This window comes from Campylobacter concisus (assembly GCF_003048615.2).
Taxonomy (GTDB): Bacteria; Campylobacterota; Campylobacteria; order Campylobacterales; family Campylobacteraceae; genus Campylobacter_A; species Campylobacter_A concisus_C.
The window spans coordinates 518,903-542,255 of record NZ_CP049263.1; the positions used below are offsets into that span (position 1 = coordinate 518,903).

The 23,353-nt window shown below is 40.4% G+C and carries 23 protein-coding genes; 19 read left to right on the plus strand and 4 right to left on the minus strand.

The annotated features are described in order from the left end of the window. The first annotated feature begins 111 nt into the window (after positions 1-111). Positions 112-3,723: a DNA polymerase III subunit alpha gene (gene dnaE, locus CVS89_RS02695; RefSeq protein WP_107848329.1), complete on the plus strand. Its 3,612-nt coding sequence runs from the start codon at positions 112-114 to the stop codon at positions 3,721-3,723. A 15-nt stretch (positions 3,724-3,738) separates the two neighbouring features. Beyond that, positions 3,739-4,446 (plus strand): DUF6882 domain-containing protein, encoded by a 708-nt coding sequence (locus CVS89_RS02700; protein WP_107848330.1) that lies wholly within the window; start codon positions 3,739-3,741, stop codon positions 4,444-4,446. Here CVS89_RS02700 and CVS89_RS02705 read toward each other — a convergent pair. Genes CVS89_RS02705 through CVS89_RS02715 form a run of 3 tightly spaced genes read right to left on the minus strand, consistent with a single transcriptional unit; the run spans position 4,443 to position 6,985 of the window. Further along, complete coding sequence (locus tag CVS89_RS02705; RefSeq protein WP_107848331.1) at positions 4,443-5,105, minus strand: isochorismatase family protein; 663 nt, start codon at positions 5,103-5,105, stop codon at positions 4,443-4,445. The genes CVS89_RS02700 and CVS89_RS02705 overlap by 4 nt on opposite strands. Positions 5,106-5,108: 3 nt before the next feature. Continuing rightward, positions 5,109-6,092, minus strand: coding sequence for a sensor histidine kinase (locus CVS89_RS02710; protein WP_103612978.1), 984 nt, complete (start codon positions 6,090-6,092; stop codon positions 5,109-5,111). Then, positions 6,089-6,985: a DUF234 domain-containing protein gene (locus CVS89_RS02715; protein ID WP_223229394.1), complete on the minus strand. Its 897-nt coding sequence runs from the start codon at positions 6,983-6,985 to the stop codon at positions 6,089-6,091. The genes CVS89_RS02710 and CVS89_RS02715 overlap by 4 nt, the downstream gene beginning before the upstream one ends. Before the next feature lie 51 nt (positions 6,986-7,036). Between CVS89_RS02715 and CVS89_RS02720 the strand changes: the two genes are divergently transcribed. The 7 genes from CVS89_RS02720 to CVS89_RS02750 all read left to right on the plus strand — a co-directional run bounded on the left by CVS89_RS02720 (position 7,037) and on the right by CVS89_RS02750 (position 13,009). Further along, positions 7,037-8,368: an aminotransferase class V-fold PLP-dependent enzyme gene (locus CVS89_RS02720; RefSeq protein ID WP_107848332.1), complete on the plus strand. Its 1,332-nt coding sequence runs from the start codon at positions 7,037-7,039 to the stop codon at positions 8,366-8,368. Further along, the gene (locus CVS89_RS02725; protein ID WP_107848333.1) at positions 8,365-9,111 is read left to right on the plus strand and encodes a hydroxymethylpyrimidine/phosphomethylpyrimidine kinase; all 747 of its coding nucleotides are present in this window, start codon (positions 8,365-8,367) and stop codon (positions 9,109-9,111) included. The genes CVS89_RS02720 and CVS89_RS02725 overlap by 4 nt, the downstream gene beginning before the upstream one ends. Next, positions 9,104-9,709, plus strand: coding sequence for a thiamine phosphate synthase (thiE, locus tag CVS89_RS02730; protein WP_021085757.1), 606 nt, complete (start codon positions 9,104-9,106; stop codon positions 9,707-9,709). Before CVS89_RS02725 ends, thiE begins: the two co-directional genes overlap by 8 nt. A 157-nt stretch (positions 9,710-9,866) precedes the next feature. Continuing rightward, the gene (fdhD, locus tag CVS89_RS02735) at positions 9,867-10,649 is read left to right on the plus strand and encodes a formate dehydrogenase accessory sulfurtransferase FdhD (RefSeq protein WP_107848334.1); all 783 of its coding nucleotides are present in this window, start codon (positions 9,867-9,869) and stop codon (positions 10,647-10,649) included. Then, on the plus strand, positions 10,642-11,385 hold the full coding sequence (locus CVS89_RS02740) for a winged helix-turn-helix domain-containing protein (protein WP_002941311.1): 744 nt from the start codon (positions 10,642-10,644) through the stop codon (positions 11,383-11,385). The genes fdhD and CVS89_RS02740 overlap by 8 nt, the downstream gene beginning before the upstream one ends. 25 nt (positions 11,386-11,410) lie before the next feature. Further along, entirely contained in the window at positions 11,411-11,599 is a 189-nt protein-coding gene (locus tag CVS89_RS02745) for a hypothetical protein (RefSeq protein ID WP_002941192.1), read from the plus strand. An 87-nt stretch (positions 11,600-11,686) separates the two neighbouring features. Beyond that, on the plus strand, positions 11,687-13,009 hold the full coding sequence (locus CVS89_RS02750) for an aminotransferase class V-fold PLP-dependent enzyme (RefSeq protein ID WP_107848335.1): 1,323 nt from the start codon (positions 11,687-11,689) through the stop codon (positions 13,007-13,009). 16 nt (positions 13,010-13,025) lie between these two features. On the opposite strand, the gene CVS89_RS02755 is transcribed toward CVS89_RS02750, so the two are convergent. Beyond that, positions 13,026-14,132: an FtsW/RodA/SpoVE family cell cycle protein gene (locus tag CVS89_RS02755; RefSeq protein WP_107848336.1), complete on the minus strand. Its 1,107-nt coding sequence runs from the start codon at positions 14,130-14,132 to the stop codon at positions 13,026-13,028. A 52-nt stretch (positions 14,133-14,184) separates the two neighbouring features. Here CVS89_RS02755 and CVS89_RS02760 point away from each other — a divergent pair, with 52 nt between their 5' ends. The 10 genes from CVS89_RS02760 to CVS89_RS02805 all read left to right on the plus strand — a co-directional run bounded on the left by CVS89_RS02760 (position 14,185) and on the right by CVS89_RS02805 (position 23,353). Continuing rightward, positions 14,185-15,156: an RluA family pseudouridine synthase gene (locus CVS89_RS02760; protein WP_107848337.1), complete on the plus strand. Its 972-nt coding sequence runs from the start codon at positions 14,185-14,187 to the stop codon at positions 15,154-15,156. Continuing rightward, positions 15,089-15,763, plus strand: a complete 675-nt coding sequence (locus tag CVS89_RS02765) for a fibronectin type III domain-containing protein (protein WP_180543904.1) — start codon at positions 15,089-15,091, stop codon at positions 15,761-15,763. Before CVS89_RS02760 ends, CVS89_RS02765 begins: the two co-directional genes overlap by 68 nt. 235 nt (positions 15,764-15,998) lie before the next feature. Continuing rightward, positions 15,999-16,295: a hypothetical protein gene (locus CVS89_RS02770; RefSeq protein WP_232524001.1), complete on the plus strand. Its 297-nt coding sequence runs from the start codon at positions 15,999-16,001 to the stop codon at positions 16,293-16,295. Then, a complete protein-coding gene (trmB, locus tag CVS89_RS02775) occupies positions 16,295-17,482 on the plus strand; it encodes a tRNA (guanosine(46)-N7)-methyltransferase TrmB (RefSeq protein WP_107848339.1) in 1,188 nt (395 codons plus the stop codon). The genes CVS89_RS02770 and trmB overlap by 1 nt, the downstream gene beginning before the upstream one ends. Then, a complete protein-coding gene (locus CVS89_RS02780; RefSeq protein WP_107848340.1) occupies positions 17,466-18,137 on the plus strand; it encodes a cell division ATP-binding protein FtsE in 672 nt (223 codons plus the stop codon). The genes trmB and CVS89_RS02780 overlap by 17 nt, the downstream gene beginning before the upstream one ends. Next, entirely contained in the window at positions 18,124-18,939 is an 816-nt protein-coding gene (locus CVS89_RS02785) for a cell division protein FtsX (RefSeq protein ID WP_107848341.1), read from the plus strand. The genes CVS89_RS02780 and CVS89_RS02785 overlap by 14 nt, the downstream gene beginning before the upstream one ends. Next, a complete protein-coding gene (locus CVS89_RS02790; RefSeq protein ID WP_107848342.1) occupies positions 18,936-20,153 on the plus strand; it encodes a murein hydrolase activator EnvC family protein in 1,218 nt (405 codons plus the stop codon). Before CVS89_RS02785 ends, CVS89_RS02790 begins: the two co-directional genes overlap by 4 nt. A 73-nt stretch (positions 20,154-20,226) precedes the next feature. Beyond that, a complete protein-coding gene (gene pyrH / locus CVS89_RS02795) occupies positions 20,227-20,943 on the plus strand; it encodes a UMP kinase (protein ID WP_103567680.1) in 717 nt (238 codons plus the stop codon). An 18-nt stretch (positions 20,944-20,961) separates the two neighbouring features. After that, positions 20,962-21,177 (plus strand): DNA-directed RNA polymerase subunit omega, encoded by a 216-nt coding sequence (locus CVS89_RS02800; protein ID WP_004317259.1) that lies wholly within the window; start codon positions 20,962-20,964, stop codon positions 21,175-21,177. Then, entirely contained in the window at positions 21,164-23,353 is a 2,190-nt protein-coding gene (locus CVS89_RS02805) for a RelA/SpoT family protein (protein ID WP_107848343.1), read from the plus strand. Before CVS89_RS02800 ends, CVS89_RS02805 begins: the two co-directional genes overlap by 14 nt.

Below are 23,353 nucleotides of genomic sequence, written 5' to 3' on the forward strand. Positions count from 1 at the left end.
TGCTCTTGCCACATACTAAAAATCTCTAAATTTTAAAGCTATCATTAAGCTTTCATCAAGCGCCTTATTAGCCAAAATTTTGTAAAATCCGCTCATTAAAAAGGATAAAAAATGAGTGAAAATTCTGGCTTTACACACCTACATTTACACACCGAATACTCCCTACTAGACGGAGCTAACAAGATAGAAGAGCTAGCTCACATGCTCCATGACAGAGGCGACACAGCAGCAGCGATCACGGATCACGGCAACATGTTTGGCGCGATTGATTTTTACAAAAAGATGAAAAAAAATGGTATAAAACCGCTAATTGGCATCGAGGCTTACGTGCATAACGGCGAGCAGCTTGACGATAAGAGCACCAAACAGCGCTTTCACCTCATATTAATCGCCAAAAACGAGACTGGCTACAAAAATTTGATGTATCTTAGCTCCATGAGCTACATCGAGGGCTTTTACTACTATCCTCGTATCAATAAAAAAATCTTAAAAGAGCATAGCGAGGGGCTAGTTTGTAGCTCTGCTTGCTTGCAGGGAGAGGTTAGCTGGCATCTAAATTTAAGCGAGCGTAACGTTAAATTTGGCGCTAAAGGCTACGAGAGGGCAAAAGAGGTCGCGCTTGAGTATAAAGAAATTTTTGGAGATGACTTTTACCTTGAGATCATGCGCCACGGCATCGGCGATCAAAGGCGCATAGACGATGACATTTTGCGTATCGCAAAAGAGACTGGCATCAAGGTCATCGCCACAAACGACACCCACTACACTTTTAAAGAAAGAGCCGCTGCGCACGAGGTTTTCATGTGCATCGCGATGAACAAAACCTTAGATGATCCAAACCGACTTCGTCACAGCGTCCATGAGTTTTTTGTCAAAAGCAAAGAGCAGATGAACGAGCTATTTTTAGACATCCCTGAAGTGATAGAAAACACCCAAGAGATCGTGGATAAGTGCAACCTTGAGATCAAGCTTGGCAACCCAACTCCGCCAAATTTTAAATTTACTCTTGAGTGCGCTAAGGAGAGAAATTTGACCCTCCCAGAGCCAGAAAACAGATATAGCTTCAAAAATGACGCTGTTTTTTTCGAGCATGAGTGTAGAAAGGGTCTTGAAGAGAGGCTGAAATTTGTCCCTGAAAATTTACACGAAGAGTATAGAAAGCGCCTTGAGATAGAGATCGGCATCATCAATAAGATGAATTTCCCAGGATATATGATGATCGTTTGGGACTTCATCAACGAGGCCAAGCGCAGAGGCGTGCCAGTTGGCCCAGGACGTGGCTCTGCGGCTGGTAGTTTGGTCGCTTACTCGCTAAAGATAACCGACCTTGATCCTATCCCATACAACCTGCTTTTTGAGAGATTTCTAAACCCAGAGCGCGTTAGCATGCCAGATATCGACGTGGATTTTTGTCAAAGTAGACGTGGCGAGATCATCGACTACGTCACGCAAAAATACGGCAAATTTAACGTTGCTGGCGTTATTACATTTGGTAAATTGCTCGCAAAAGGTGTCATTAGGGATGTCGCTAGAGTCTGCGACATGCCTTATGCGGAGGCTGATGCGATGGCAAAGCTTATCCCTGATGAGCTTAACATCACGCTAAAAGACGCCTACGAGAAAGAGCCAAAGATAGCTGAGCTAATAAGTCAAAATCCAAAGGCGGCTAAAATTTGGAAATTTGCCCTTGATCTTGAGGGGCTAAACAGAAACGCTGGTCAGCACGCAGCGGGTGTTGTCATCTCAAACGAAGAGCTTTGGAACAAAACCCCGCTATTTCGCCAACCAAACAGCCCAGAAGATCGCTTTGTCACGCAGTATAGCCTGAAGTACCTTGAAGACGTTGATTTAATAAAATTTGACTTTCTTGGCCTTAAGACGCTAACGGTTATCGACAATGCGATAAAGCTCGTTAAACAGCGCACTGGCAAGGATATCATCTGGGAGCAGGTCGATAAAAACGACTCTGGCGTTTATAAGATGATACAAAGTGGCCAAGCCATCGGTATCTTCCAGATAGAGGGCGAGGGCATGAGAAAGCTAGGAACTAGCCTGCGCCCAGACTGCTTTGAGGATATCGTCGCGATGCTAGCACTCTACCGCCCAGGACCGATGGAGAGTGGTATGCTTGATGACTTCGTCAAGAGAAAACATGGCGAAGCGGCGATCACATACGCATTTAAGGAGCTTGAGCCGATCCTTGCGCCAACATACGGCGTCATCGTCTATCAAGAGCAAGTCATGCAGATCGTGCAGGCCATAGGCGGCTTTAGCCTTGGCGGGGCGGACCTTGTGCGCCGTGCGATGGGTAAAAAGATCAAAGAGGAGATGGACAGGCTAAAGGGCGAGTTTGTAAAAGGTGCTGAAGCCAAAGGGCTAAATGGACAAAAAGCGGACGATCTTTTTGAGCTGATCGTTAAATTTGCAGGATATGGCTTTAACAAGTCTCACTCCGCAGCATACGCTTATGTCACGTTTCAGACGGCGTATCTGAAGGCTTACTATCCGGCTGAATTTATGGCGGCACTTCTAACAAGCGAGGAGAGTAACGTCGATAAGATCGTTCGCTACATCGATGAGATAAAACGCATAAACATCGATACTTTGCCACCATCTATCAACAAATCAACCAAAGAATTTAGCGTCGTTAAAAATGAGGGTCACGATGGCATTATCTTTGGGCTTGGCGCGATTAAAGGCGTTGGTGGAGCGGCAATTGAGAACATCATCGCTGAGCGCGACGCAAAGGGCGAGTTTAAGAGCATGGACGACTTTGTCTCAAGGATCGATCCATTTAAGGTCAATAAAAAGGTCTTTGAAAGCCTTATAAAAGCTGGCTGCTTCGATGAGTTTGGCTTTAGTCGTAAGATGCTTTTACAAAATGTAGAAAATATCGTAGAAGCTTGCAAAAATGCAGCTCAGATACGTAAAAATGCGGCCGAGAGCCTCTTTGGCGAAGATGATAGCATGAATGATGTGAAGATAAATTTCGTCACTATAGATGATGAATTTGACATTAAACAGATCTTGAAATTTGAGCAAGAGAGCGTTGGCATCTACCTCTCAGGTCACCCGCTTGATGACTATAAGGACGAGATAAATAAGATCAAATACACGCTAAGCTCGGAGTTTGAGACCTTGCCGCAAAGTGCTGAAATTTTGGTGGTTGGCAAGATCGAGGACTTTAGCACGAGGATCACAAAAAGCGGTAAAAAAATGGGCACTATAAATGTGCTGGACTTTCACGGCAACATCGAGATCGCCGTCTTTGAAAGGGAGCTTGGCAACATCGAAGATATCGTAAAAGACGAGGCAAAACGCGATCTGCCTTATGCATTTAGGATAAATATCTCGCGCGACGATCAGTTTGTTAGGACAAATTTAAACGAGGTTTATAGCCTAGAAGATGCGCAAAATTTAGACTTTAAGACTAGAAAGCTAAAACAAAACTCTAAATTTAGCAAAAATGACGAGGCGAGCGCCCCTCAAAAAGTAAGAGAGTATGCCGAGCTAGAGGTGCTTTTAAGCCTTAGTGAGCTTAGCAGGCAAAAGCTGGAGCAAATTTACTCGCTAGTTTTTAGCAAAAATGCTCCAAATAATCAAAAACGGCTAATCTTGAAGATAAAAAATGAAGCAACTGGTGAAATTTTCATCTATAAGACTGAGTTTATCATAAGCGACGATGTGGGCGAAGAGATAGAAAAGCTCGCTGCATCGGCGTAAATTTAAGGACGAGAAATGTTTGATATTTTTAGAAAAAAGAGCCATTTTTTAGACGAGCTTGGCATAGATAAAAGTAACTGGAGTGAGCTTTTTAGCGCTTGCCTTGGCAGAGCGATGCTACTTCAAAAACGGCTTTTTAAGCAAGTGGTTGAGGCTAGTAAGTGGCAAGCTGACTTTGAAAGCGGCAAAATTTGCTTTGACAAGCAGGAGTTTGATATGCAGTTTATCGGCTCTGAGAGCTTTTCGTCTAACACTTGGCTTTGGGGCTATGAAAATGTAAATGGCTTTGATGAGCGCTTGCTTAGCCTTGCAAATAGAGCGCGTGAGTTTGGCGAGAAATTTGGGCATGAAGCGTTTAGCACGGCGCAGTTTGAGCTGGACGAAACTGTAAATGGTCATACGCTCAGCATGGTCGCTTGCGTGGCGCTTGGCGAGGAGCTAAGCTATTATAGGATCGATTACGACGGAGGTGCTGCATACGTGGCATTTAGGGCGGAGGCTATCTTTAAAGAGCCAGTTTTAGCAAGCGAAGTAGTAAGCGTAGTAAATGAGTGCATAAGCGCCTATGAGCTAGACCACAAGCTTTTTATAAAAGGACTTTTGCTGGGCTGCGAGATAAATTTTAGCGAAAACAAAGATGAGATAGTAGCTAAGTTTAAAGATAAACTTAGCTTTAAATTTGATGATCTTAATAGGCTCGTAAATATTTCAGGTGTGATCTAAAATTTAATATCTTTTACCACATCTGCGCCAAGTGCAAGTTTCATATGCATAGAAAAGACCTCATGGTAAAAGTCGCCATTGTGTCCTGGCACATCGTAGGTTTGAGTAAGATTAAATGGCACGATAACTCTTGCTTCTTGGTTGTACTCGTTTGCTCTTAGTTTTAGGTAGCTAACGCATTGATAGACGCACATATCAGTGCAGTTTCCAGTGACTATAAAAGTGTCAAGTTGCGGGTTTTGATCTAGAAAGTTATTAAATTCTTTATTGAACGCTATGCTTAAAGAATTTTTGTAAAAGGTTTTTATCTCTTTAAAAAAGCTTAGCTTTTTTATCTCTTCGATCGTTTCTGTTTCGCTTGTGCCCAAGAGTGCGTGAGGTAAAAATGATTCAAATTCTTTTGAATCTTTCGTGTGTCTATCTTCTATGAGGATAAAATTCTTAAAGTCAAGATCTTTGTAGGCTGTGCTAAAAAGTTTTGCTATGCCTTGTGAAATAGCACCCACTCTTTGACTAGCAAGTGCACCAGTTCCTGCAAAGGCCTCTATCATGTCAACGCTTATAAATGCCACATTTTGCGTACCGTGCTTTGAAATTTCTCTTAGATCAAGCGTTTGAAGTGAATTCTTAAACTCTTTAAGCTCATTTTCTATTGTCATTTTTTACTCCTTGATTGGTAAATTTATACAAAATGTTTTTGGATTTAATGTGATCTCTATGCTGCCATTATGCGCCTGCACGATCTGCAAGCAAAGGTGTAGGCCAAGGCCATTGCCTTTTAGCTTACTGCTTTTAAATGGTTCAAATATAATGGCTTCATCTTTGATAGGCTCGCCGCTATCATAAATAATAAATTTATGCTCATTTGGTGTCTTTTCGTAGCTTAAAACGATCTCGCCTTCGTCGTCGTCACTTTCTTCGATAGCATCAATGGCGTTAAATAAGATGTTTTGAAAGACGATGGCTAATAGGTCAAGATCACCCTTATATTCGCCTTTTGGAAAATTTAGACTAAATTTTATCTCTTTAGAATAATCATAAAAATTTATTGCTTCCTCACACTCTTTTTTTAGCTGAGAAAAGTCAAAAATTCGTGCATTTATGTTAAGTCCTTTTGTGAAAAGTAGAGTTGCTTTTATGATGCGCTCAACTCGCCATGTGGCCTTTTGTATTTGATTTACGATAGGTAGAGTGCGTTCATCTGCCCTCTTAAGCAATGTTGAGGCCAAAAGAGATATGGAACCAACTGGATTTCTTATCTCATGAGCTAAGTGAGCTGCCACTTGTCCCATCGACGCTAGACGCTCTGTACGTTTTTCGGCGGTTATATTTGTGGCAGATATAATGAGCTTATTATCTTTAGAATTTGTTTTAAAAAGATAAATTTGCCCATCGATGCTGATCTCGCCCTCCTTTTTTGGGATCTCTTGAAAAATCTTGCCAAGTCTTACAGCTTCTGAGTTTTGCAGGAAAATTTCATCTTTTTCGTCAAACACCCAGATGGCGTTTGGTAAAATTTCTACGATATCTTTTATGAAATTTTGCAAACTCATATAAGATGAGGTTAAATTTTTATACTCATTTTCTATCAAATAGGTCTGTTCTATCAGGCTTTTTAAGCCAGCTTGAATATCGTGCTCGTTCATTTTAAAAGCTCCTCAAAATCGCTCATTTCATAAAGTCTTAGCCGTTCATCTTTTAAATTTCTTAGCTCGCTGCTAAATCCACTCTTTGAAAAAAGTGCAATTATATCAGGTGTGATATTTAGCTTTTCACATTTTTTTAAAAGCAAATTTAACACGTTTTTGCACACTTTTCGCTCTTTGTATTTTGCCTCTCCGACAATGATTTTACCATCGATACTTAGTAGCATATCAAGTTCAACATCTCTGCTCCAGAAACTGCTTAAAAATATGCCATCTATTAAAAATTTCTTCGCCATAAGCTCACCACATAAAATTTCAAATCCAAGACTTGCGTATTCGTCAAATTCACTTTTTATGAGGGCTAAAATTTCATCTTTTTTACCCTCTTTAAGTATCTTTAAATTTGGCTCGATAAACCTAAACCAAAACCTTGAAAAATGGCTATTAAAGTGGATCTTGTCTTCCACTTTATACCCTCTGTCTCGTTTTTTTAGAGCTTGGCGTTTTGTTCTTTTTAATGGGATTTCTCTACTCTTTTCAAGCAGTAAAAAATTTTTTTCAAATAATTTTGCATAGACTTTACTCGCTAAATTTTGAGGCAAAATTTTATTCACACTAAATTTTTTTCTATCACTTCTTGCAAGTTTTATGAGAGCTGATTTTATAGCGTCGTTTGTGTCAGATTCGAAGTAAAATTTTGGCATTAAAGCTAAGAAGTCGTTTAAAATTTCAGTCTCGATCGCTTCAAAAACATCATAATATGAACGTTTTAAATCAAACTCATCAAAGACAAGATGAAATTTGATAAGTTCATGTATATCAAGGTGCTTCATCCGCTCAAATGTTGATTTTAGGGCTTTTATGCTGACTCCTTTGTCTTGGGATTGTAGCATATTTTTAGCTAAAGTAATCTATAATGCTAAGCAAAAAATAGGATAAATGATTTGGTAAATTTAGAGCACATTAGAAAAAATATAATTTTGAAAAATGGCATTCATTATTTTGATTTTACTGCTTCTGGACTGGCTTATAAGCCTATCGAAGATGAGATCATTAAGGTGCTTGAAACATATGCAAATACACACTCTATAAGCTCATCAAACGCCTTTAAAACTGCTGAAATTTATGAAAATTCAAGGCGTGAACTAAAGTATTTTTTAGATCTTGATGATAGCTTTTATCTTTTCGCTTGTGGGAGTGGAGCTACTAGTGCGATCAAGAAATTTCAAGAAATTTTAGGCATTTACGCACCACCAGCTCTTAAAAAAAGATATAAATTAAAGCCAGATGAAAATTCTCCGCTCGTTGTGCTTGGACCGTATGAGCATCATTCAAATGAAGTAAGCTTTAGGCAGGCACTATGTGAGGTTGAGCGCATAAGACTTGATAAAAATGGAGGAATTGATTTTAATCATTTGGAGCAAATTTTAAAGATAAATGTTGGGCGAGAGATCATCGCTAGCTTTAGTGTGGCTTCGAATGTGACTGGGATTTTGAGTGACTACCGCAAAATTTACACTCTTGTAAAATCTTATGGTGGCATTGTGGCATATGATGCGGCAAGTTTTAGTGCGTATGCAAACATAGATTGCGACTACTTTGACGCACTTTTTCTCTCGCCGCATAAGCTACTTGGCGGAGTAGGGAGTTGTGGGTTACTTGCTATAAAAAAGGTGCTTGCAAATGCTGATGAGCCAACCTTTGCTGGCGGGGGAACGGTAAGTTATGTCAGTAAAAATTATGTGGTATTTGCCAAAGATAGCGAACAGCTAGAAGAGGCTGGTACTCCACCTATTTTAGGCCTTATAAGGGCAAATTTAGCTTACAAACTAAGAAATGAAATAGGTTTTGAGACTATATATGAAAACGAAAGTGAGCTTGGAGTCTATTTTGAAGAGAGAATGGCTGAAATTCCTGAGCTTACATGCTACTGCTCAAATAGTTTAAAGCATCTGCCGATATTTGCTTTTAATGTAACTGGCGTTTCACCTTATGAACTAGCTAAGGTTTTAAGCAGGGAGTTTGGCATACAAACGCGTGCGGGATGCTCTTGTGCTGGACCATATGGACATGATTTGCTTCATCTAAAAGAAGATGCGCTCTTTACACATAAGCCTGGCTGGGTGAGGGCTGGCTTTCACTACACTCACACGCTAAAAGATGTGGACTATCTTATAGAGGCGATTAAGAGTAGCATCAAAAAGTATTCAGATAGTTGGAGAGTGGCTGATCCTTTTAGTGTTAGTGAAATTTCTGGTTGTATAGGAGAGAGATGAAAAATATATTAATCATTGCTGGAAGTGATAGTGTTGGTGGAGCTGGTGTGCAAGCTGATATAAAGACATGCGAGGCATTTTCTTGCTATGCAGCGACGGCTATTACGGCACTTACAGCACAAAATACAAATGGCGTTAGCAATGTCTTTGCCACAAATCCTCAAAATTTAAATGAACAGATAAAGATGGTGAACGAGGAGCTAGAGATTGATGCTATCAAAGTTGGTATGCTTTTTAACAAAGAGCTTATAGCCTGCGTTAGCCCTTGGCTTGAGAAATTTCATAAGCGAGGAGTTAGTGTAGTTATAGATCCTGTTTGCGTGGCAAAGTCAGGTTCAAAACTACTTGAAGATGATGCGATATTTGCATTAAAAGAGCTTTTTAATTTTGCTGATATTATCACTCCAAATATTGATGAGGCCAAGGTTTTAGAGCTTGATATTAAAAATTTGCCTTGTGATACGATATTAAAACGAAGTAAGGTTTCAGAAATTTGTGAAGACACGCTTTTTAAAAAAACTGGCGAGGTTGTTAAATTTAAAGAGCCACTCATAAAGCCAGAGATCATGCATGGAGCAGGTTGTAGCTTTGCTAGTGCGCTGGCTTGTTTGCTGGCTAATAGTCACAGCAAAGAAGAGGCGATAGAAATAGCTAAAAAATACATCTCAAACGCTATAAAAAGTGCGATAACTACTAAATTTGGTAAGCGCTTGCTAAATCACAAAGTGGGTATAAATGGCTGAAATTTATGCGATTAGTGATGATATGCTGATGCCTGAAAATTTAGCCTTACAATACACTAGAGAAATTTTAGAGTGTGGGGTTAAATTTTTTCAGTTTCGCTCAAAAAAAGAGCCTAAAAATGAGAAAATAGCTAGCGAGATTTTTAACCTATGTGAGAAATTTGGAGCGAGATTTATTGTAAATGATGACATTTCTTTTGCTGCACGTATCGGCGCAAAGTCTGTACATTTAGGAAAAGATGACGCGAGCATAAAAGAGGCATATGAAATTTTAGGAAATGACTCTTATGTGGGAGTTAGCTGTTATGATAGTTTAGATCTTGCCATTAAAGCTAAGCAAAATGGCGCTAGCTACGTGGCTTTTGGCGCGATGTTTAAAAGTCCTACAAAGCCAAATGCACCACTTTGTAGTCATGAAGCGGTCTTGCAGGCCAAAAAATTAGGAGCGTGTGTGTGCGTGATAGGCGGCATAAATGCTAGCAATATCTCAAATGTCGCTAGACTAAAACCAGATATGATCGCTATAATATCTGCGATCTATAAAGATGGCATGATAAAGAGAAATTTAGAAAATTTGCAAAGAAATTTATCTCTTTAAGAAATATGCTAAAAATGAATATATAAATATATTTAAAATAGTGATGTAAACGCATCTAAATGAGTTTAAGTTTTTGCTTTATTTAAGAAAGCTTTTACTACAATCTATAAAATTTTTTACGTTTATCACTAAGATGCTTTAAAACAAAAGGAGCAATATGCAACCTATTTTTACAACCAAAATAACAAAATTTAGGGGTGTAAATAAAGAAGTAGTTGATGATATCTTGGTGCGTGAGATCAAGCTTGAAATTTACATAAATGACAAAAAATTTGGTGCCGTTATGGCAACGCCTACCGATCAAAAGGCGCTTGCTGTGGGCTATTTGATCAGTGAAAACGTCATCACAAAGCCAGAGGACATAACAGAAGTTAGGCTCTCAAGCGACGAGCTAAGCGTCTATGTAAGCGCCAAAGTGAACGAAAAGCGCCTAGAGCAGTTTGACGAAGAAAAGGTCATAATAAGTGGCTGTGGCAGAAGCTCAACGGCAAACATCGACCCACAGGCGATGGCAGCAAGAGCCGTAAAAAGCGGAGCTAAATTTAACAAAGATATGATCCTTGCTCAAATGAGGGAGTTTTACACGCAGTGCGAGCTTTATGAGATGACTGGCTGCGTGCATACGGCAAAGCTCTTTGTGAGCGAAGATAAATTTTACATAGGCGAGGATATCGCTCAGCACAATACGATCGATAAAGCCGTTGGCAAGGCCGTTTTAGACGGAGCTAACTTAGCAAATTCATTTTTGATGGTGAGTGGCAGACTTAGCTCAGAGATGGTCGCAAAGGCCGTTATGCACGGGGTGCCAGCGCTTATCTCAAGGACAGCGCCAACTAGCCTTGGCGTGGTGATCGCTCGTAAATTTGAGCTAACACTTTGTGGTTTTGCAAGGGGCGAAAATATCAACGTTTATAGCGGCGAAGAGAGAATTTATGAGTAAAAATTTAGAAGAGCTAATAAAACAAACGCTAAATAAAAGCGGCAAACTTGACTGCGGCACGGCTTTTAAGATCGCAAACAAGCTTGGCATAGAGGTCGGCGAGGTAAGCGACGAGGCAACCAGGCTTGGCATCAAGATAGACAACTGCGAGCTTGGACAGTTTGGTGGCTTGGATAAAGACCGCGGTAAATTTACATTGTCGCTAAAACTAAAAGAAGTGAGCGACGAAAAGGGCAGAGTTTTTTGCAAAGATGCAAGAGAGATGGCGGCGGCTAACGGCGGGCTAAAGACCATGCGCTCGACGCTTAGAGACTACGGCTTTGATGTGAAGTACTGTCAGCTAGGCTGTTTTAAGGAAAAGAAAGGCAAAAAGATGAGAGTAAAGACAAAGACTTGGATAGAAAACGACGAGGGCGAGCTTATATTTGGCAAGGGCAAAACCGAGGTTTTAGACGTTATAGCCGAGGTTGGCTCGATATCAAAGGCAGCTGAAATTTTAGGTATGAACTATAAAAAATGCTGGTCGCATCTACAAATTTTGCAAAAAAATTTAAAAGAAGATCTCTTTACGACCAAGCAAGGTGGCGGAGATAGCGCTGGCACTACGCTAAATGATAGAGCACACGAGCTTATAAACGCCTATAAACAGCTTCAAAACGACATCGAAGACTACGCAAATAAGCGCTTTAAAGAGCTATTTTTAAAACAAGACGAGAAGAAAAACGATAAAAAATAAACCAAATTTTTAAAAGGAGAAAAACATGTATGTAAAACTAAATGACAGGACTTATCTAAACAAAGATAAGATCACTAGAATCAAGATCGATAGCGTTCAAGACGGCATTCGTATCCGTTTTTATGAGGGTGCAAACCAAGTTGCTAAGAGCCAAAGATTTGAGAGTGAAGCAAAAGCTAACGAGTGGTTAGAGAAAAACTTCTTAAACAAATAAACAGACGCGAGTGGGCGCCCTGCCCGCTTGTAACCTCACTTTATACAAAATTTCATTATAATCGCGCTTTTAACCAAAAGGAAAATCGTGCCAACCATAGATGAAGTAAGAAAAAATATCATTTTAAAAGATGGAATTTACTATTTTGACTACACAGCTTCAGGACTTGCCTATGCGCCTATCGAAGATGAAATTTCAAAATTTTTAAAAACCTACGCAAACACTCACTCAGACAGCAGTTCAAGCGCCGTGCTAACGCAAAAACGCTATGAAAACGCAAGAGCCGAGCTAAAGGAGCTTTTGGGGCTTGATGATAGCTTTTATCTAATAGCAACAGGTCAAGGCGCAACGGCTGCGATAAAGAAATTTCAGGAGATAATGGGAATTTATCTGCCGCCAGCAACAAGAGAGCTTATTGGTACACAAAATTTAAGAAATGTAAAGGTGCCGCTTGCCATCATTTCGCCATATGAACATCACTCTGTTGAAGTTAGCTTAAGGGAGGGACTTTGCGATATAGAGCGTATAGGACTTGATGAAAGCGGCAAGATAGACATTCTTAATTTAAAACAAATTTTAAAGTTAAACTCAAAAAGAAAGATCATAGCTTGCTTTAGTGCCGCTTCAAACGTAACCGGCATAAAGAGTGACTATAAAGAAATTTACAGACTAGTTAAAGAACATGGCGGAATTTTTGCACTTGATGCTGCTACACTTAGTGCTTATGAAAATATTGATTGCAAGTATTTTGATGCATTGTTTCTCTCGCCTCATAAGCTACTTGGTGGAGTGGGCAGCTGCGGTCTTTTGGTGATCAAAAAAGAGCTCTGTAAAGATGTGCCAACATTTGCAGCTGGTGGCACAGTCAAATATGTAAGTAGAACATCACATCTTTTTGTAAATGAATTTGAGCATTTAGAAGAGGGTGGGACGCCGCCGATAATACAGCTAATACGTGCAAATTTAGCTTATAAACTAAGAAATGAGATTGGATTTGAGGTGATAAAAAAGGCCGAATATGAGCTTGGAAGCCTCTTTTGCGAGGAACTAAAAAATATAGATGAAGTTATAAATTATTGTCCTAAAAATGTAGAAAGATTGCCTATATTTGCTTTTAATATAAAAGATGTATCGCCTTATGATTTTGCGGCTAGTTTAAGCAATGACTTTGGTGTCCAAACACGTGCAGGCTGTGACTGTGCTGGTCCATATGGGCATGATTTGCTTCATTTAAAAGATAATGCTGTCTTTGACGTAAAACCTGGCTGGGTGCGCGTTAGTATACATTACACTCACACTAAAGAAGATATCAAATATCTTGTAAATGCCATAAAGTCTTGCATTAAAAAACATAAAGAGATGTGGGGAGAAGAAAAAGCGATGTACTCTATGTTTGGAGATAAATTTTAAATACTAAAAATTTGGTTTAGAAGCGAAATTTTATCAAGCTATATGTTCTATCAAACCTAAAAGTTAGCAGATTTTGCAGTATCCCAAAAAGTACCATGAAGGTGACGAAGCTGCTTCCGCCGTAGCTAAAAAACGGCAGCGGCACGCCCACAACCGGCGCAAAGCCGATCGTCATCGAGACATTTACCCCCACATAAACAAAGATGAGCGCGGCTATGCCAGTGGAGGTCACCTGCGTGAAATAATCATTCTTAAGCCCATAATTTAGGCTAAGTAAGTGCGTTATAAGCGCTCCATAAAGCCCCAGCAAAAGAAGCGCCCCATAAAAGCCAAAACGCTCGATATTGTAGGCAAAGATGAAGTCACTTGTGGCGATTGGCAAAAATTTAAAGTGCGTTTGCGTCGCCTCGTCCTTTGGCTTACCTTTTAGCCCGCCGCTACCTATGGCGATGATACTTTGTTTGACGTGGTAGCTTGGCTCTTCGGCGATGAAGTCGTGGATCCTCTTTTTTTGATAATCATGTAAATTTTCATATAAAACTGGCGCCGAAAATCCTATGGCAAGGATGATGCAGATCCAAATTTTCTTATTTACGCCGATGACAAAAAGGATGGTGTAGCCAACTATCAAAAGTATGAGCGCGGTGCCAAGATCAGGCTCTTTCATGATGAGCGCAAATGGCAAAAGTATGTAAAAACTAAGCCTTAAAAAGTCTTTTAGCCCATATCCATCGACTTCTGGCGGGCGCTGCTTAACTAGATAGGCCAGCATCAGCAAAAAGGCTGGCTTCATGAGCTCTGAGGGCTGAAGTGTGAAGTGAACGAAGGGAATTTCAAGCCAGCGCCTAGCTCCAAGCTTGCTAACGCCAAAGATATCAACGCTTAAAAGCAGCACGATGCAGACCCAGTAAAACATCGGGATGATCCAGTCAATGCGTCTAATAGGCAGTAAAAATGCGATGCAAAATGAGACAAATCCGATGCCAAAATATACAAGCTGTTTGTTCGCCAAAATATCGTTTGCTTCGGAAACTAGGATGTATGAGATGGCTATGATTGGGATGATCAAAAACGGCTGAATAAAATCAAAATGTGTTAAAATACGCCGATCTAGTTTTATCAAGAAGCAAACCTTAATTTTTGGGCTAGATTATATCACAAACAAGGCTTTGATTTTGGTTAAATTTAATGTTTTAAATAGCTCAAGACTCGACGTTGCAGTGGCCAAAGAGCTTCAAATTTCACGTAATCAAGCTTTAAATTTGATAAAAGACTCCCTTGTAAGCGTAAATTTAAAGCCTATCTCAAAACCAAGCTTTTTGTTAAATGAAAACGATGAAATTTGCGTAAATTTTGCCCCAAAAAAAGAGGTACAAAACGAGTACGAAGTAAATTTCGATATCCCGATTATATATGAAGACGACGATCTCATAGTGCTAAACAAACCCCCGCAAATCGTCGTTCACCAAGCCCCAAGCGTCAAAGAGGCGACACTTGTCGAGTGGCTAAACAAAAAAGGCTTTATGCTCTCAAATTTAAACGGTGACGTAAGAGCTGGCATCGTCCACCGCCTAGATAAGGGCACGAGTGGCGCTATCGTCGTCGCTAAAAACAACTTCGCCCATGCAAAACTAAGCGAGCAGCTAAGCGATAAGAGCATGGGACGAATTTATCTAGCGCTCACCGACCTACCCCTAAAAGAGGACGTCATCATCGACAAGCCAATCGGCAGAAATCCAAACAACCGCCTAAAAAAAGCGATCGTCGCAGACGCTAAATTTGCAAAAAGTGCCTTTGTAAATTTGCTAAGCGAAGGTGGAGTAAATTTGATAGCAGCAAAGCTTTTTACAGGCAGGACGCACCAGATAAGAGTGCATCTTGCAAGCATAAATCGCCACATTTTAGGCGATGATTTATACGGATTTAAGAGCCAAGGCGATAAAATAAGCAGGGTTATGCTTCACGCTTATATGCTCTATTTTATCCATCCGCGAACTGGCAAAAGGGTAGAATTTACCGCAAAAACGTATGATGACTTTAACCAAATAATTTACAAAAAAATTCCCAAGGAGATTTTTGATGAAAAAATTTGCCCTACGCATATTGACACCATTTTTAGTAGCTTTCTTAGCGGGATGCGGCTCTAGCGTACCGACTCAGCAAAGCACGTCACTACCAACGATTACAAGCTTAAAAACTATTTCAGATATGACAGAAGTTGGCTTTGAGTGGAACCCAGTGACCGATGAGAGCGTCGTTGGCTACTACCTTTACCGCTCAAATCCAAACGATGCAAACTCAAAAATGCAACTAGTTGCAAACATAAAAGACCGCTTTGCTACGCACTATGTGGATCGTGACCTAGCTCCAGAGACCACTTACTCATACCAAATGAGAACCTACTCAAGCAACGCCATCTCTCAACCAGGTGCGATCGCAACTGCGACAACTAAGCCACTACTTGACTCTGTACCATTTGCACAAGCTATCACAGGGCTTCCAGGCCGCGTAAAAGTGATCTGGAGACCACATCCTGATAGCACAGTAGCTAGCTACATCATCCAAAGAAGCGATGCAGGAGCTAATAAATTTAGCCAGATCGCAGAGGTAAATGGCAGACTAAATGCCGAGTATATCGACACTGAGGTAAAACCTGGCAGGTCTTATGAGTATAGGATCTTAGTTAAAACTTCTTCTGGCGTCATCTCAAAACCAAGCCAAAACATAAGCGCCACAACAAAGGAGTTACCCTAAAACAGTAACGAATGTCCAAGCGACCAAAAATGCACCAAAAAAGATCATCTTAACGTGGGATTACGCGCCGGCTGAGGATTTTGCTTATTTTAAGGTTTATAGAACGACAAGTAAAATTTTACCTTACACATACCTAGCAAAAACGACTAGCAACACCTATGAGGATCTCATAAATACAAACGCAGCGACAAGGTATTATAGAGTCACAGCAGTCGATAAAGACGGTCTTGAGAGCTTGAAGCAAGAAGAGCCGATCGTTGGTAGCACACTTGGCGCACCAAAAACTCCAAGCATAAGCGCTAGCTACGATGGTAGCGGCGTAAATGTAAGCTGGAGTGCAGTTGATAGAGCTAGCTCATATACAGTTTATAGAAGTGGCGCTAGCGAGAAAGTCTTTAGCGGCATAAGTGATACTGGGCTTAGAGATGACAGCGTCCAAGCGGGCGCTAGCTACTCTTACAGCGTCGTAGCAGTCGATGAATACGGCATCGCCTCTGATAAGTCATCAAAAGTAGAAGTTAGCATAAAATAATGCCAAATTTCATCGCTTCGTCCTTAAAAGAGCTCTCGTTTCCATTTGGTAACGACAAGATCAAATTTCTTTGGCAGGCAAATGGCCGAAACGAGAGGCTCATCTACACAAAAAATGAAGATGAAGGCTTTTTTCTAGCCGTAAAGCCAGGCAAAAATGGCGTCGTCGTAAAGGGAGAAAAGCTTACAAAGCCTGCTAAAGTTGGCCTTTTACAAGAAGCACTTGAGCTTTTTAAAGAGCAAAGTTGTAACGGCGTCATCAGTCAAGCATTTGCTGTGAAAAAGACAAATTTGACCAAAAAAGTGAGTGAAATTTTAAGTCTTGAAGAGTTTGCGCCAGCTTTTTGCGAGCTAAAAGATAAATTTAAAGAGATTTTTATCGAGATAGGCTTTGGCTCTGGCAGGCACTTGCTCTATCAGGCTAAAAACAACCCAAATGCCCTAGTTATCGGCATAGAGGTCTATAAGCCAAGCATCGAGCAAGTAGCCAAGCTTGCTAAGGTAAATGCCCTAGAAAACGTGCGGCTGATAAACACAGACGCAAGGCTCTTACTCTCGCTAGTTGGATCAAATTTAGTTAATAGGGTATTTTTACACTTCCCAGTGCCGTGGGACAAGGCAGAGCATAGACGCGTGGTCTCATCGGCGTTTGCGCTTGAGTGCGAGAGGATACTAAAGCTTGGTGGTAAATTTGAGCTACGGACTGATAGCAAGGAGTATTGCGACTTTAGTTTGAGTAAATTTTTAGAACCCACAAACTCAAAGATAGAGGCTTTTAAAAATAGAAATTTAGAAGTAACAAGCAAGTATGAAGACCGCTGGAGACGCCAAGATAAGGATATCTACGATGTTATTTATACTTGTGAGGTTGAAAGTGGCGAGAGCGTTTTGACTGGGGATTTTAGCTTTAAAGAAAAGACAAGCGTAAAAAATATCATTAAAAATTTCAAAAATTTCATCATAAAAAAAGAGGATCATTTTTTACATTTTGAAGAAATTTACACCATAAAAGAGGGTGAAATTTTGCTAAAAGTCGCTTTTGGAGCGTTTAACAAACCTGAGCAGTGTTTCATCAAAATAAGCGATGAAAAAAGCGAATATTTTATAAAAAAACCGATCTTAATACGTGAAAATTTAGCAGCACACGAGCTTTTGAAGGAGTATTTGGCTGATGCAAGAGATAATTAGCGCAAGAAATTTAAGCCTAGCTTATGAGCGCAACGAGGTTGTGATCAATAGCGTAAATTTAGACATCTACGCAAATGACTTTGTCTTTATCACAGGCAAGAGTGGAAGCGGAAAAAGCACGCTTTTAAAGTCATTTTACGGAGAAATTTCGCCCCTAGCTGGCGAGCTAAATGTCTGCATGACGCAAATGGACGACATCGATGACAAAAGACTTTGCGAGCTTAGGCAGCGAGTTGGCATTATATTTCAAAACTACCGCTTGATAAATGAGTGGAATGTCGAAAAAAACGTCATGCTGCCACTTATCATCAAAGGCGTCAATCAAAATGTGAGCAAAAAGCAGGTGGCTAAACTTTTAAAACATGTAAATATGCTTCACAAAGCCGATAAATACCCTATGGAGCTAAGTGGTGGCGAACAGCAAAGAGTTGCCATGGCAAGAGCACTCGCGCACAATCCAAATTTGCTCTTATGTGACGAGCCAACGGGAAATTTAGACGAATACTCAAGCGATGTCATCTGGTCGCTTCTAAAATCAGCCAGAGAATTTCTAGGCACAAGCGTCGTCGTGGTGACGCATCACATCCCATCAACGCTTCGCATCCCATACCGCCACTTTGTAATAGAAAATGGAGGCGTGCATGAGATCGCTTAAAAATCACCTTGGATTTATATTGCCGCTGATCGCACTTTTATTTTCAGTGCAGTTTAGCCTCACAGCGGACAAGATCGTAAGAGAGTATGAGAGGCTTATGGGAAATGACTACAACATCGTGGTGGTCTCAAACAAAGAGCTAAGCGAGCCAGTGCTAAAGCCAGTGGTTAGCACGCTAGCTAGCATTGAGCCACTAAGCCCGCAAAAGATCATCGACCGCCTATCAAACGACATCTCGGCTAAAAATTTATCCATCCTTCAAAACGCTTTGCCTAAATTTTACTCGCTAAGATTAAGTGAATTTCCATCGCCAGAATATATGGAGGAGATAAAGCAAAAGCTTTTGAAATTTGATGGTATAAGCAAGGTCGAGACATTTTCAAAGACCCATGACAAGGTCTTTAAGATGCTAAATTTAGCTAAAAGCATATCGTATGCATTTATGGCGATACTTTGTGTCGTTGGGCTTATGCTTATGCTTAAGCAGACTAAAATTTGGCTATTTGAGCATAGAGAGCGCATCGAGATCATGACGCTTTTTGGCGCGCCATTTTGGCTAAAATCAGCCATGCTCTATAAATCAGCCATGGTTGATAGCATAGTTGCGACCATTGCTGTTGGTGCATTTTTCTTTTTCTTGCCTAGTATTGAAATTTTTAGAGAAAATGCCGCAAGCATCGATGTAGTCTTGCCTAGCCTTGATCTTTCAAGAGATATTTTTATCTTATTTGGCGTGGCTGTGGTTTTAAGCATTTTTGCTGTTAGTTTAGTGATGAGCAAGGCTAGAAAAAGCACGATATGAAAAAAGGAATTTTTACACTTTTGCTAGCATTTAGTCTAGCTTTTGCATCAAATACTAAAGAGAAGATAAAAGACTCCAAAAACTCGCTAAGATCGACGCAGGCTATGAGCGAGCAGCTTAGCAAAAAGCTTGATGACTTGGCCGGCGATATCGTAAATGGCGAGAAAAAACTGCGCGGCATAAGCGGCGATATCACAAATTTAAAAGGTCAAATTTCAGTTCTTGAGACAAATGCTTCAAAAGCGCTTCTTGAGCTTGATGATCTAACAAAGCAAAACAAAGAGCTAGAGCGCACTCAAAAAGAGCTAGAGCAAAATATGATAAGGATCATCGCAGAAGACCTCTCATTTGATCTCATGATGTCAGCAAGCGAGGGCAAACAAAGCGAAGAGAGCATCATCTCATCGCAAATTTTAACCAAGCTAAACGCCATAGCTAAAGAGGACTTTAAAAGACTTAGTGAGAACTACGAAGATACGATAGAGAAGATAAAAAACAAATCAAGTAAGATAAATGAGATAAACTCAAGCATAAAAAACTATAGGCGCAAGCAAAATGATCTACAAAGCCTAGAGAGCACGCAGAAAAATACAATAAACGGGCTAAAACGTGATAAAGAAATTTACAGCAAAAAGCTAGCCAAGCTTCAAGCGCAGCAAGATGAGCTAAGAAAGACACTAGAACAGCTTGCTATCATGCAAAAACAAGAGGATGAAGCCGCACGTGCAGCCAGAGAAAAGCAAGAAAGAGCAGCTAGCAAAGGTGACAAAAAAGGGTTAAAGAGCCAGCCAATGGGTGGGGGCTATCAAACAAGCTCAGTTAAGAGATACTCAGGCGCAAGGACGATCGCTCCACTTGATAGCTACTCTGTAAAGCAAAAATTTGGCAATTACGTAGATCCGATATATAACATCAAAATTTTCAATGAGTCAGTCGTGCTTCGCTCAAGCACGCCAGATGCGAAGGTAAAAAGCGTGCTAAATGGCAAGGTCGTATTTGCAAAAGCGACTCCGATGCTTGAAAATGTCGTCATTATAGAAAACGAAAATGGCATCCACACGATCTACGCTCACCTAAGCCAGATCGCGCCAACTGTAAAAGTAGGCTCAGTCGTGCAAAAAGGCTATGTCATAGGCCGAGTTAGAAACGATCTAACCTTTGAAGTAACGCAAAAAAACTACCATATCGACCCGCTTGAAATGATCTCAAAATAGTCACTTTGTAAGCGTTATTAGCTAAATTTAAAGCCTTTTTGGCTAAAATGCGTGAATTTCAAGGAGCATGACAATGAGTAAGAGAAAACGCGTATTGGTCAAATTTTCAGGCGAGGCCTTGGCTGGAGAAAATGGTTTTGGCATAGACACAGCTGTGCTTAAATTTATAGCAAGCGAGATAAAAGAACTCATCGATGGTGGGATCGAAGTTGGCATCGTAATAGGCGGTGGTAACATAGTGCGTGGTGTGAGCGCTGCAAAAGATGGTATCATCAAGCGAACAAGTGGCGATCACATGGGCATGCTAGCAACTGTCATCAACTCGATCGCGATGCGTGAAGCTTTGGAGAGAAGCGGCCTTGAGGTAAGAGTGCAAAGCGCGATCAAGATGGAGGCGATCTGCGAGACTTTCATCGTGGGACGTGCGCAGCGCCATTTGGAAAAGGGCAGAGTTGTTATCTTTGCTGCAGGCACGGGCAATCCATTCTTCACAACAGATACAGCAGCCACGCTAAGAGCTATCGAGATCGGCTCAGATATGATCATAAAAGCGACAAAAGTTGATGGCGTTTATGACAAAGATCCTAAAAAATTCAAAGATGCAAAACTTCTAAAATCACTGAACTACGAAAAGGCGATGAGCGATGACATCAAGGTTATGGACGACACTGCCATAGCTTTAGCAAAGGATAACGCACTGCCGATCTTAGTTTGTAATATGTTTAAGGCTGGAAATTTATTAAAAATAATAAATGAAGAAGAAGCAGCCCTATACTCAGTTGTAAAATAAATTTCAAAAAGGATAAAAATGAGAACAGAACAAATCACAGCAAGAGCGCTAAAACAAGTAGGAGATGACAGATATAAGCTTTCACTTATCGTTGCAAAGCGTGCAGAAGCGCTAGCAAATGGCGCCATAGCTTTAGTTGATGCTGATACTTCAAAGATGAAATTTGCTGACATCGCACTACTTGAAGTGGCTGAGGGCAAAATAGGCTTAGAGGCAATAGTTGAAGGAAAATAGTCTTTTTTTAGAGCAGTTAATAGAGCAAATTTTAGCTTGTAAAAACGTTTCAGAAGCGATAAAACTGCTCTTTTCTCTTTGTGAAAGAAGTGAAATTTTAGACAAAGCTATCGATAGCTGCGTCACATCTCACGCTGGACAATACCGCAAAAGTGGCGAACCATACGCCATCCACCCCATCTTAGTAGCCTCTATCGTAGCAAACATGGGCGGCGATGAGAGTATGGTTATAGCTGCACTTCTTCATGACGTGGTTGAAGATACCGACGTAACGTTAGGTGAGCTTCAGGCTGAATTTGGCGATGAGGTTGCAAAGCTAGTTGAAGGGCTTACAAAGATAGTTGCCATTAGAGAAAATAAGCTTGCAAGCTCAGATAGCAACGAAAAACTTGCAAGTTCGGCGCTAACTTTTAGAAAGATGCTCTTAATCTCCATAGAAGACGTCAGAGTCCTTGTCGTAAAGCTTTGCGACAGACTTCACAACATGCTAACGCTTGAAGCGCTAAGGCCTGAAAAGCAAAAACGCATAGCTGAAGAGACGCTTATGGTCTATGCTCCGATCGCTCATAGGCTAGGAATTTCATCGATCAAAAACATGCTTGAAGATCTAAGCTTTAAGTATGCGATGCCAGAAGAATACGCAAAGATCGATAGCTACCTAAACAAAAACAAGCAACAACTTAGCCTAAAACTAAATGCTTTTCACGAAAAGGTAAGCCAAATTTTGCTTGAAAATGGCTTTATCGAGGGCACTTTTGAGATACAAAAACGCATAAAACACTACTACTCGATCTATCTAAAGATGCAAAGAAAGGGCATTTCTATCGAAGAGGTGCTTGACTTGCTTGCTATTAGAATTCTCGTGGAAAAGCCGCTTGATTGCTACCTGGCACTTGGAAATTTACATATAAATTTTAACCCTCTCATCTCGAGGTTTAAAGACTATATTGCACTTCCAAAGCAAAATGGCTATCAAACGATACACACAACCATTTTTGATAACAAAAGCATCTTTGAGGCGCAAGTTCGCACTTATGATATGCATAAAACCGCTGAATACGGTGTCGCCGCTCACTGGAAATATAAAAACGGCGAGGGCAGCCTCTTAAATCCAAAGCTTGACTGGCTAAATGACATCAGCATGCAAAATAGCGAGAACGAGGGCAACGTCGAAGAGCTTTATGAATATGCAAAAGATAGCCTTTATATCGAAGATATCGCAGTTTATTCTCCAAAGGGAGAGGTCTTTACATTGCCACGCGGTGCTACGGCGCTTGATTATGCTTATGAGATTCACTCAGAGATCGGACTTTACGCAAAAGAAGCTTATATAAACCGCGTTAGGATGCCGCTTCTAACAGAGCTAAAAAATGGCGACATCGTTAGGATAGTAACTGGCGAAGAGGCTAAATTTCGCTGTTCGTGGATAAATAGTGTGCGAACAGGCAAGGCAAAGGCGACGATAAGGTCATTTTGTAAGCAAAAGATAAGAGATATAAACTACAAAATGGCGATAGATATCTTAAAATCAGTATTTAACGTCTCAAAAGATAGAATTTTAGAGTGGATAGAGAGCGAAAATTTAGGCAAAAAGGTCTTTCGCGCGGCAACTGATAGCGAGTATCTACAAGAAGTGGCAAATATGCTTAAAAAATACATCAGAAAAGAGCGTCCATTTATGATCTCTTTGGGCGACAAATACCAGATCAAAAAGCAAAAATTTGAAAACATAGTGATCTACTCAAATCACAAAATTTCAAATGTCGAGTTTGATTATTGTTGCAATCCAAAAAGGGGCGATAGCATAGTTGGCTTTAAAAATGGTCACACCGTGACAGTGCATCACAAGCTTTGCGAGCGCGCTGGTAAGCTCATGGATAAAGGCGATGAGATCATCTTTGTCAAATGGACGAGAAATGCTCCACATAGGTATAAAATTTTATTAAATTTAGAAAATAGAAAAGGTGCGTTGGCTGAATTTTTAACATATCTTGCTAGACTTGATATAAATTTAGCTACAATCTCGCTAAACGAAGCAAATGATCTTAGCGGAGATAAGTTTGAAATAAGCGTCGAAATAGCAGAAAACATCGATGCAAACGAGATCAAAGAGAAGATCAAAGATAGATATAAGATTATTGATTTTGTTTCGCAAAGTGACCCATATCATAATTAG

Bases quoted from the DNA above. Each gene is read 5' to 3' on its own strand.
- dnaE (WP_107848329.1), top strand. From the start codon at position 112: ATGAGTGAAAATTCTGGCTTTACACACCTACATTTACACACCGAATAC.
- CVS89_RS02700 (WP_107848330.1), top strand. From the start codon at position 3,739: ATGTTTGATATTTTTAGAAAAAAGAGCCATTTTTTAGACGAGCTTGGC.
- CVS89_RS02705 (WP_107848331.1), bottom strand. From the start codon at position 5,105: ATGACAATAGAAAATGAGCTTAAAGAGTTTAAGAATTCACTTCAAACG.
- CVS89_RS02710 (WP_103612978.1), bottom strand. From the start codon at position 6,092: ATGAACGAGCACGATATTCAAGCTGGCTTAAAAAGCCTGATAGAACAG.
- CVS89_RS02715 (WP_223229394.1), bottom strand. From the start codon at position 6,985: ATGCTACAATCCCAAGACAAAGGAGTCAGCATAAAAGCCCTAAAATCA.
- CVS89_RS02725 (WP_107848333.1), top strand. From the start codon at position 8,365: ATGAAAAATATATTAATCATTGCTGGAAGTGATAGTGTTGGTGGAGCT.
- thiE (WP_021085757.1), top strand. From the start codon at position 9,104: ATGGCTGAAATTTATGCGATTAGTGATGATATGCTGATGCCTGAAAAT.
- fdhD (WP_107848334.1), top strand. From the start codon at position 9,867: ATGCAACCTATTTTTACAACCAAAATAACAAAATTTAGGGGTGTAAAT.
- CVS89_RS02740 (WP_002941311.1), top strand. From the start codon at position 10,642: ATGAGTAAAAATTTAGAAGAGCTAATAAAACAAACGCTAAATAAAAGC.
- CVS89_RS02745 (WP_002941192.1), top strand. From the start codon at position 11,411: ATGTATGTAAAACTAAATGACAGGACTTATCTAAACAAAGATAAGATC.
- CVS89_RS02765 (WP_180543904.1), top strand. From the start codon at position 15,089: ATGAAAAAATTTGCCCTACGCATATTGACACCATTTTTAGTAGCTTTC.
- trmB (WP_107848339.1), top strand. From the start codon at position 16,295: ATGCCAAATTTCATCGCTTCGTCCTTAAAAGAGCTCTCGTTTCCATTT.
- CVS89_RS02780 (WP_107848340.1), top strand. From the start codon at position 17,466: ATGCAAGAGATAATTAGCGCAAGAAATTTAAGCCTAGCTTATGAGCGC.
- CVS89_RS02785 (WP_107848341.1), top strand. From the start codon at position 18,124: ATGAGATCGCTTAAAAATCACCTTGGATTTATATTGCCGCTGATCGCA.
- CVS89_RS02790 (WP_107848342.1), top strand. From the start codon at position 18,936: ATGAAAAAAGGAATTTTTACACTTTTGCTAGCATTTAGTCTAGCTTTT.
- pyrH (WP_103567680.1), top strand. From the start codon at position 20,227: ATGAGTAAGAGAAAACGCGTATTGGTCAAATTTTCAGGCGAGGCCTTG.
- CVS89_RS02800 (WP_004317259.1), top strand. From the start codon at position 20,962: ATGAGAACAGAACAAATCACAGCAAGAGCGCTAAAACAAGTAGGAGAT.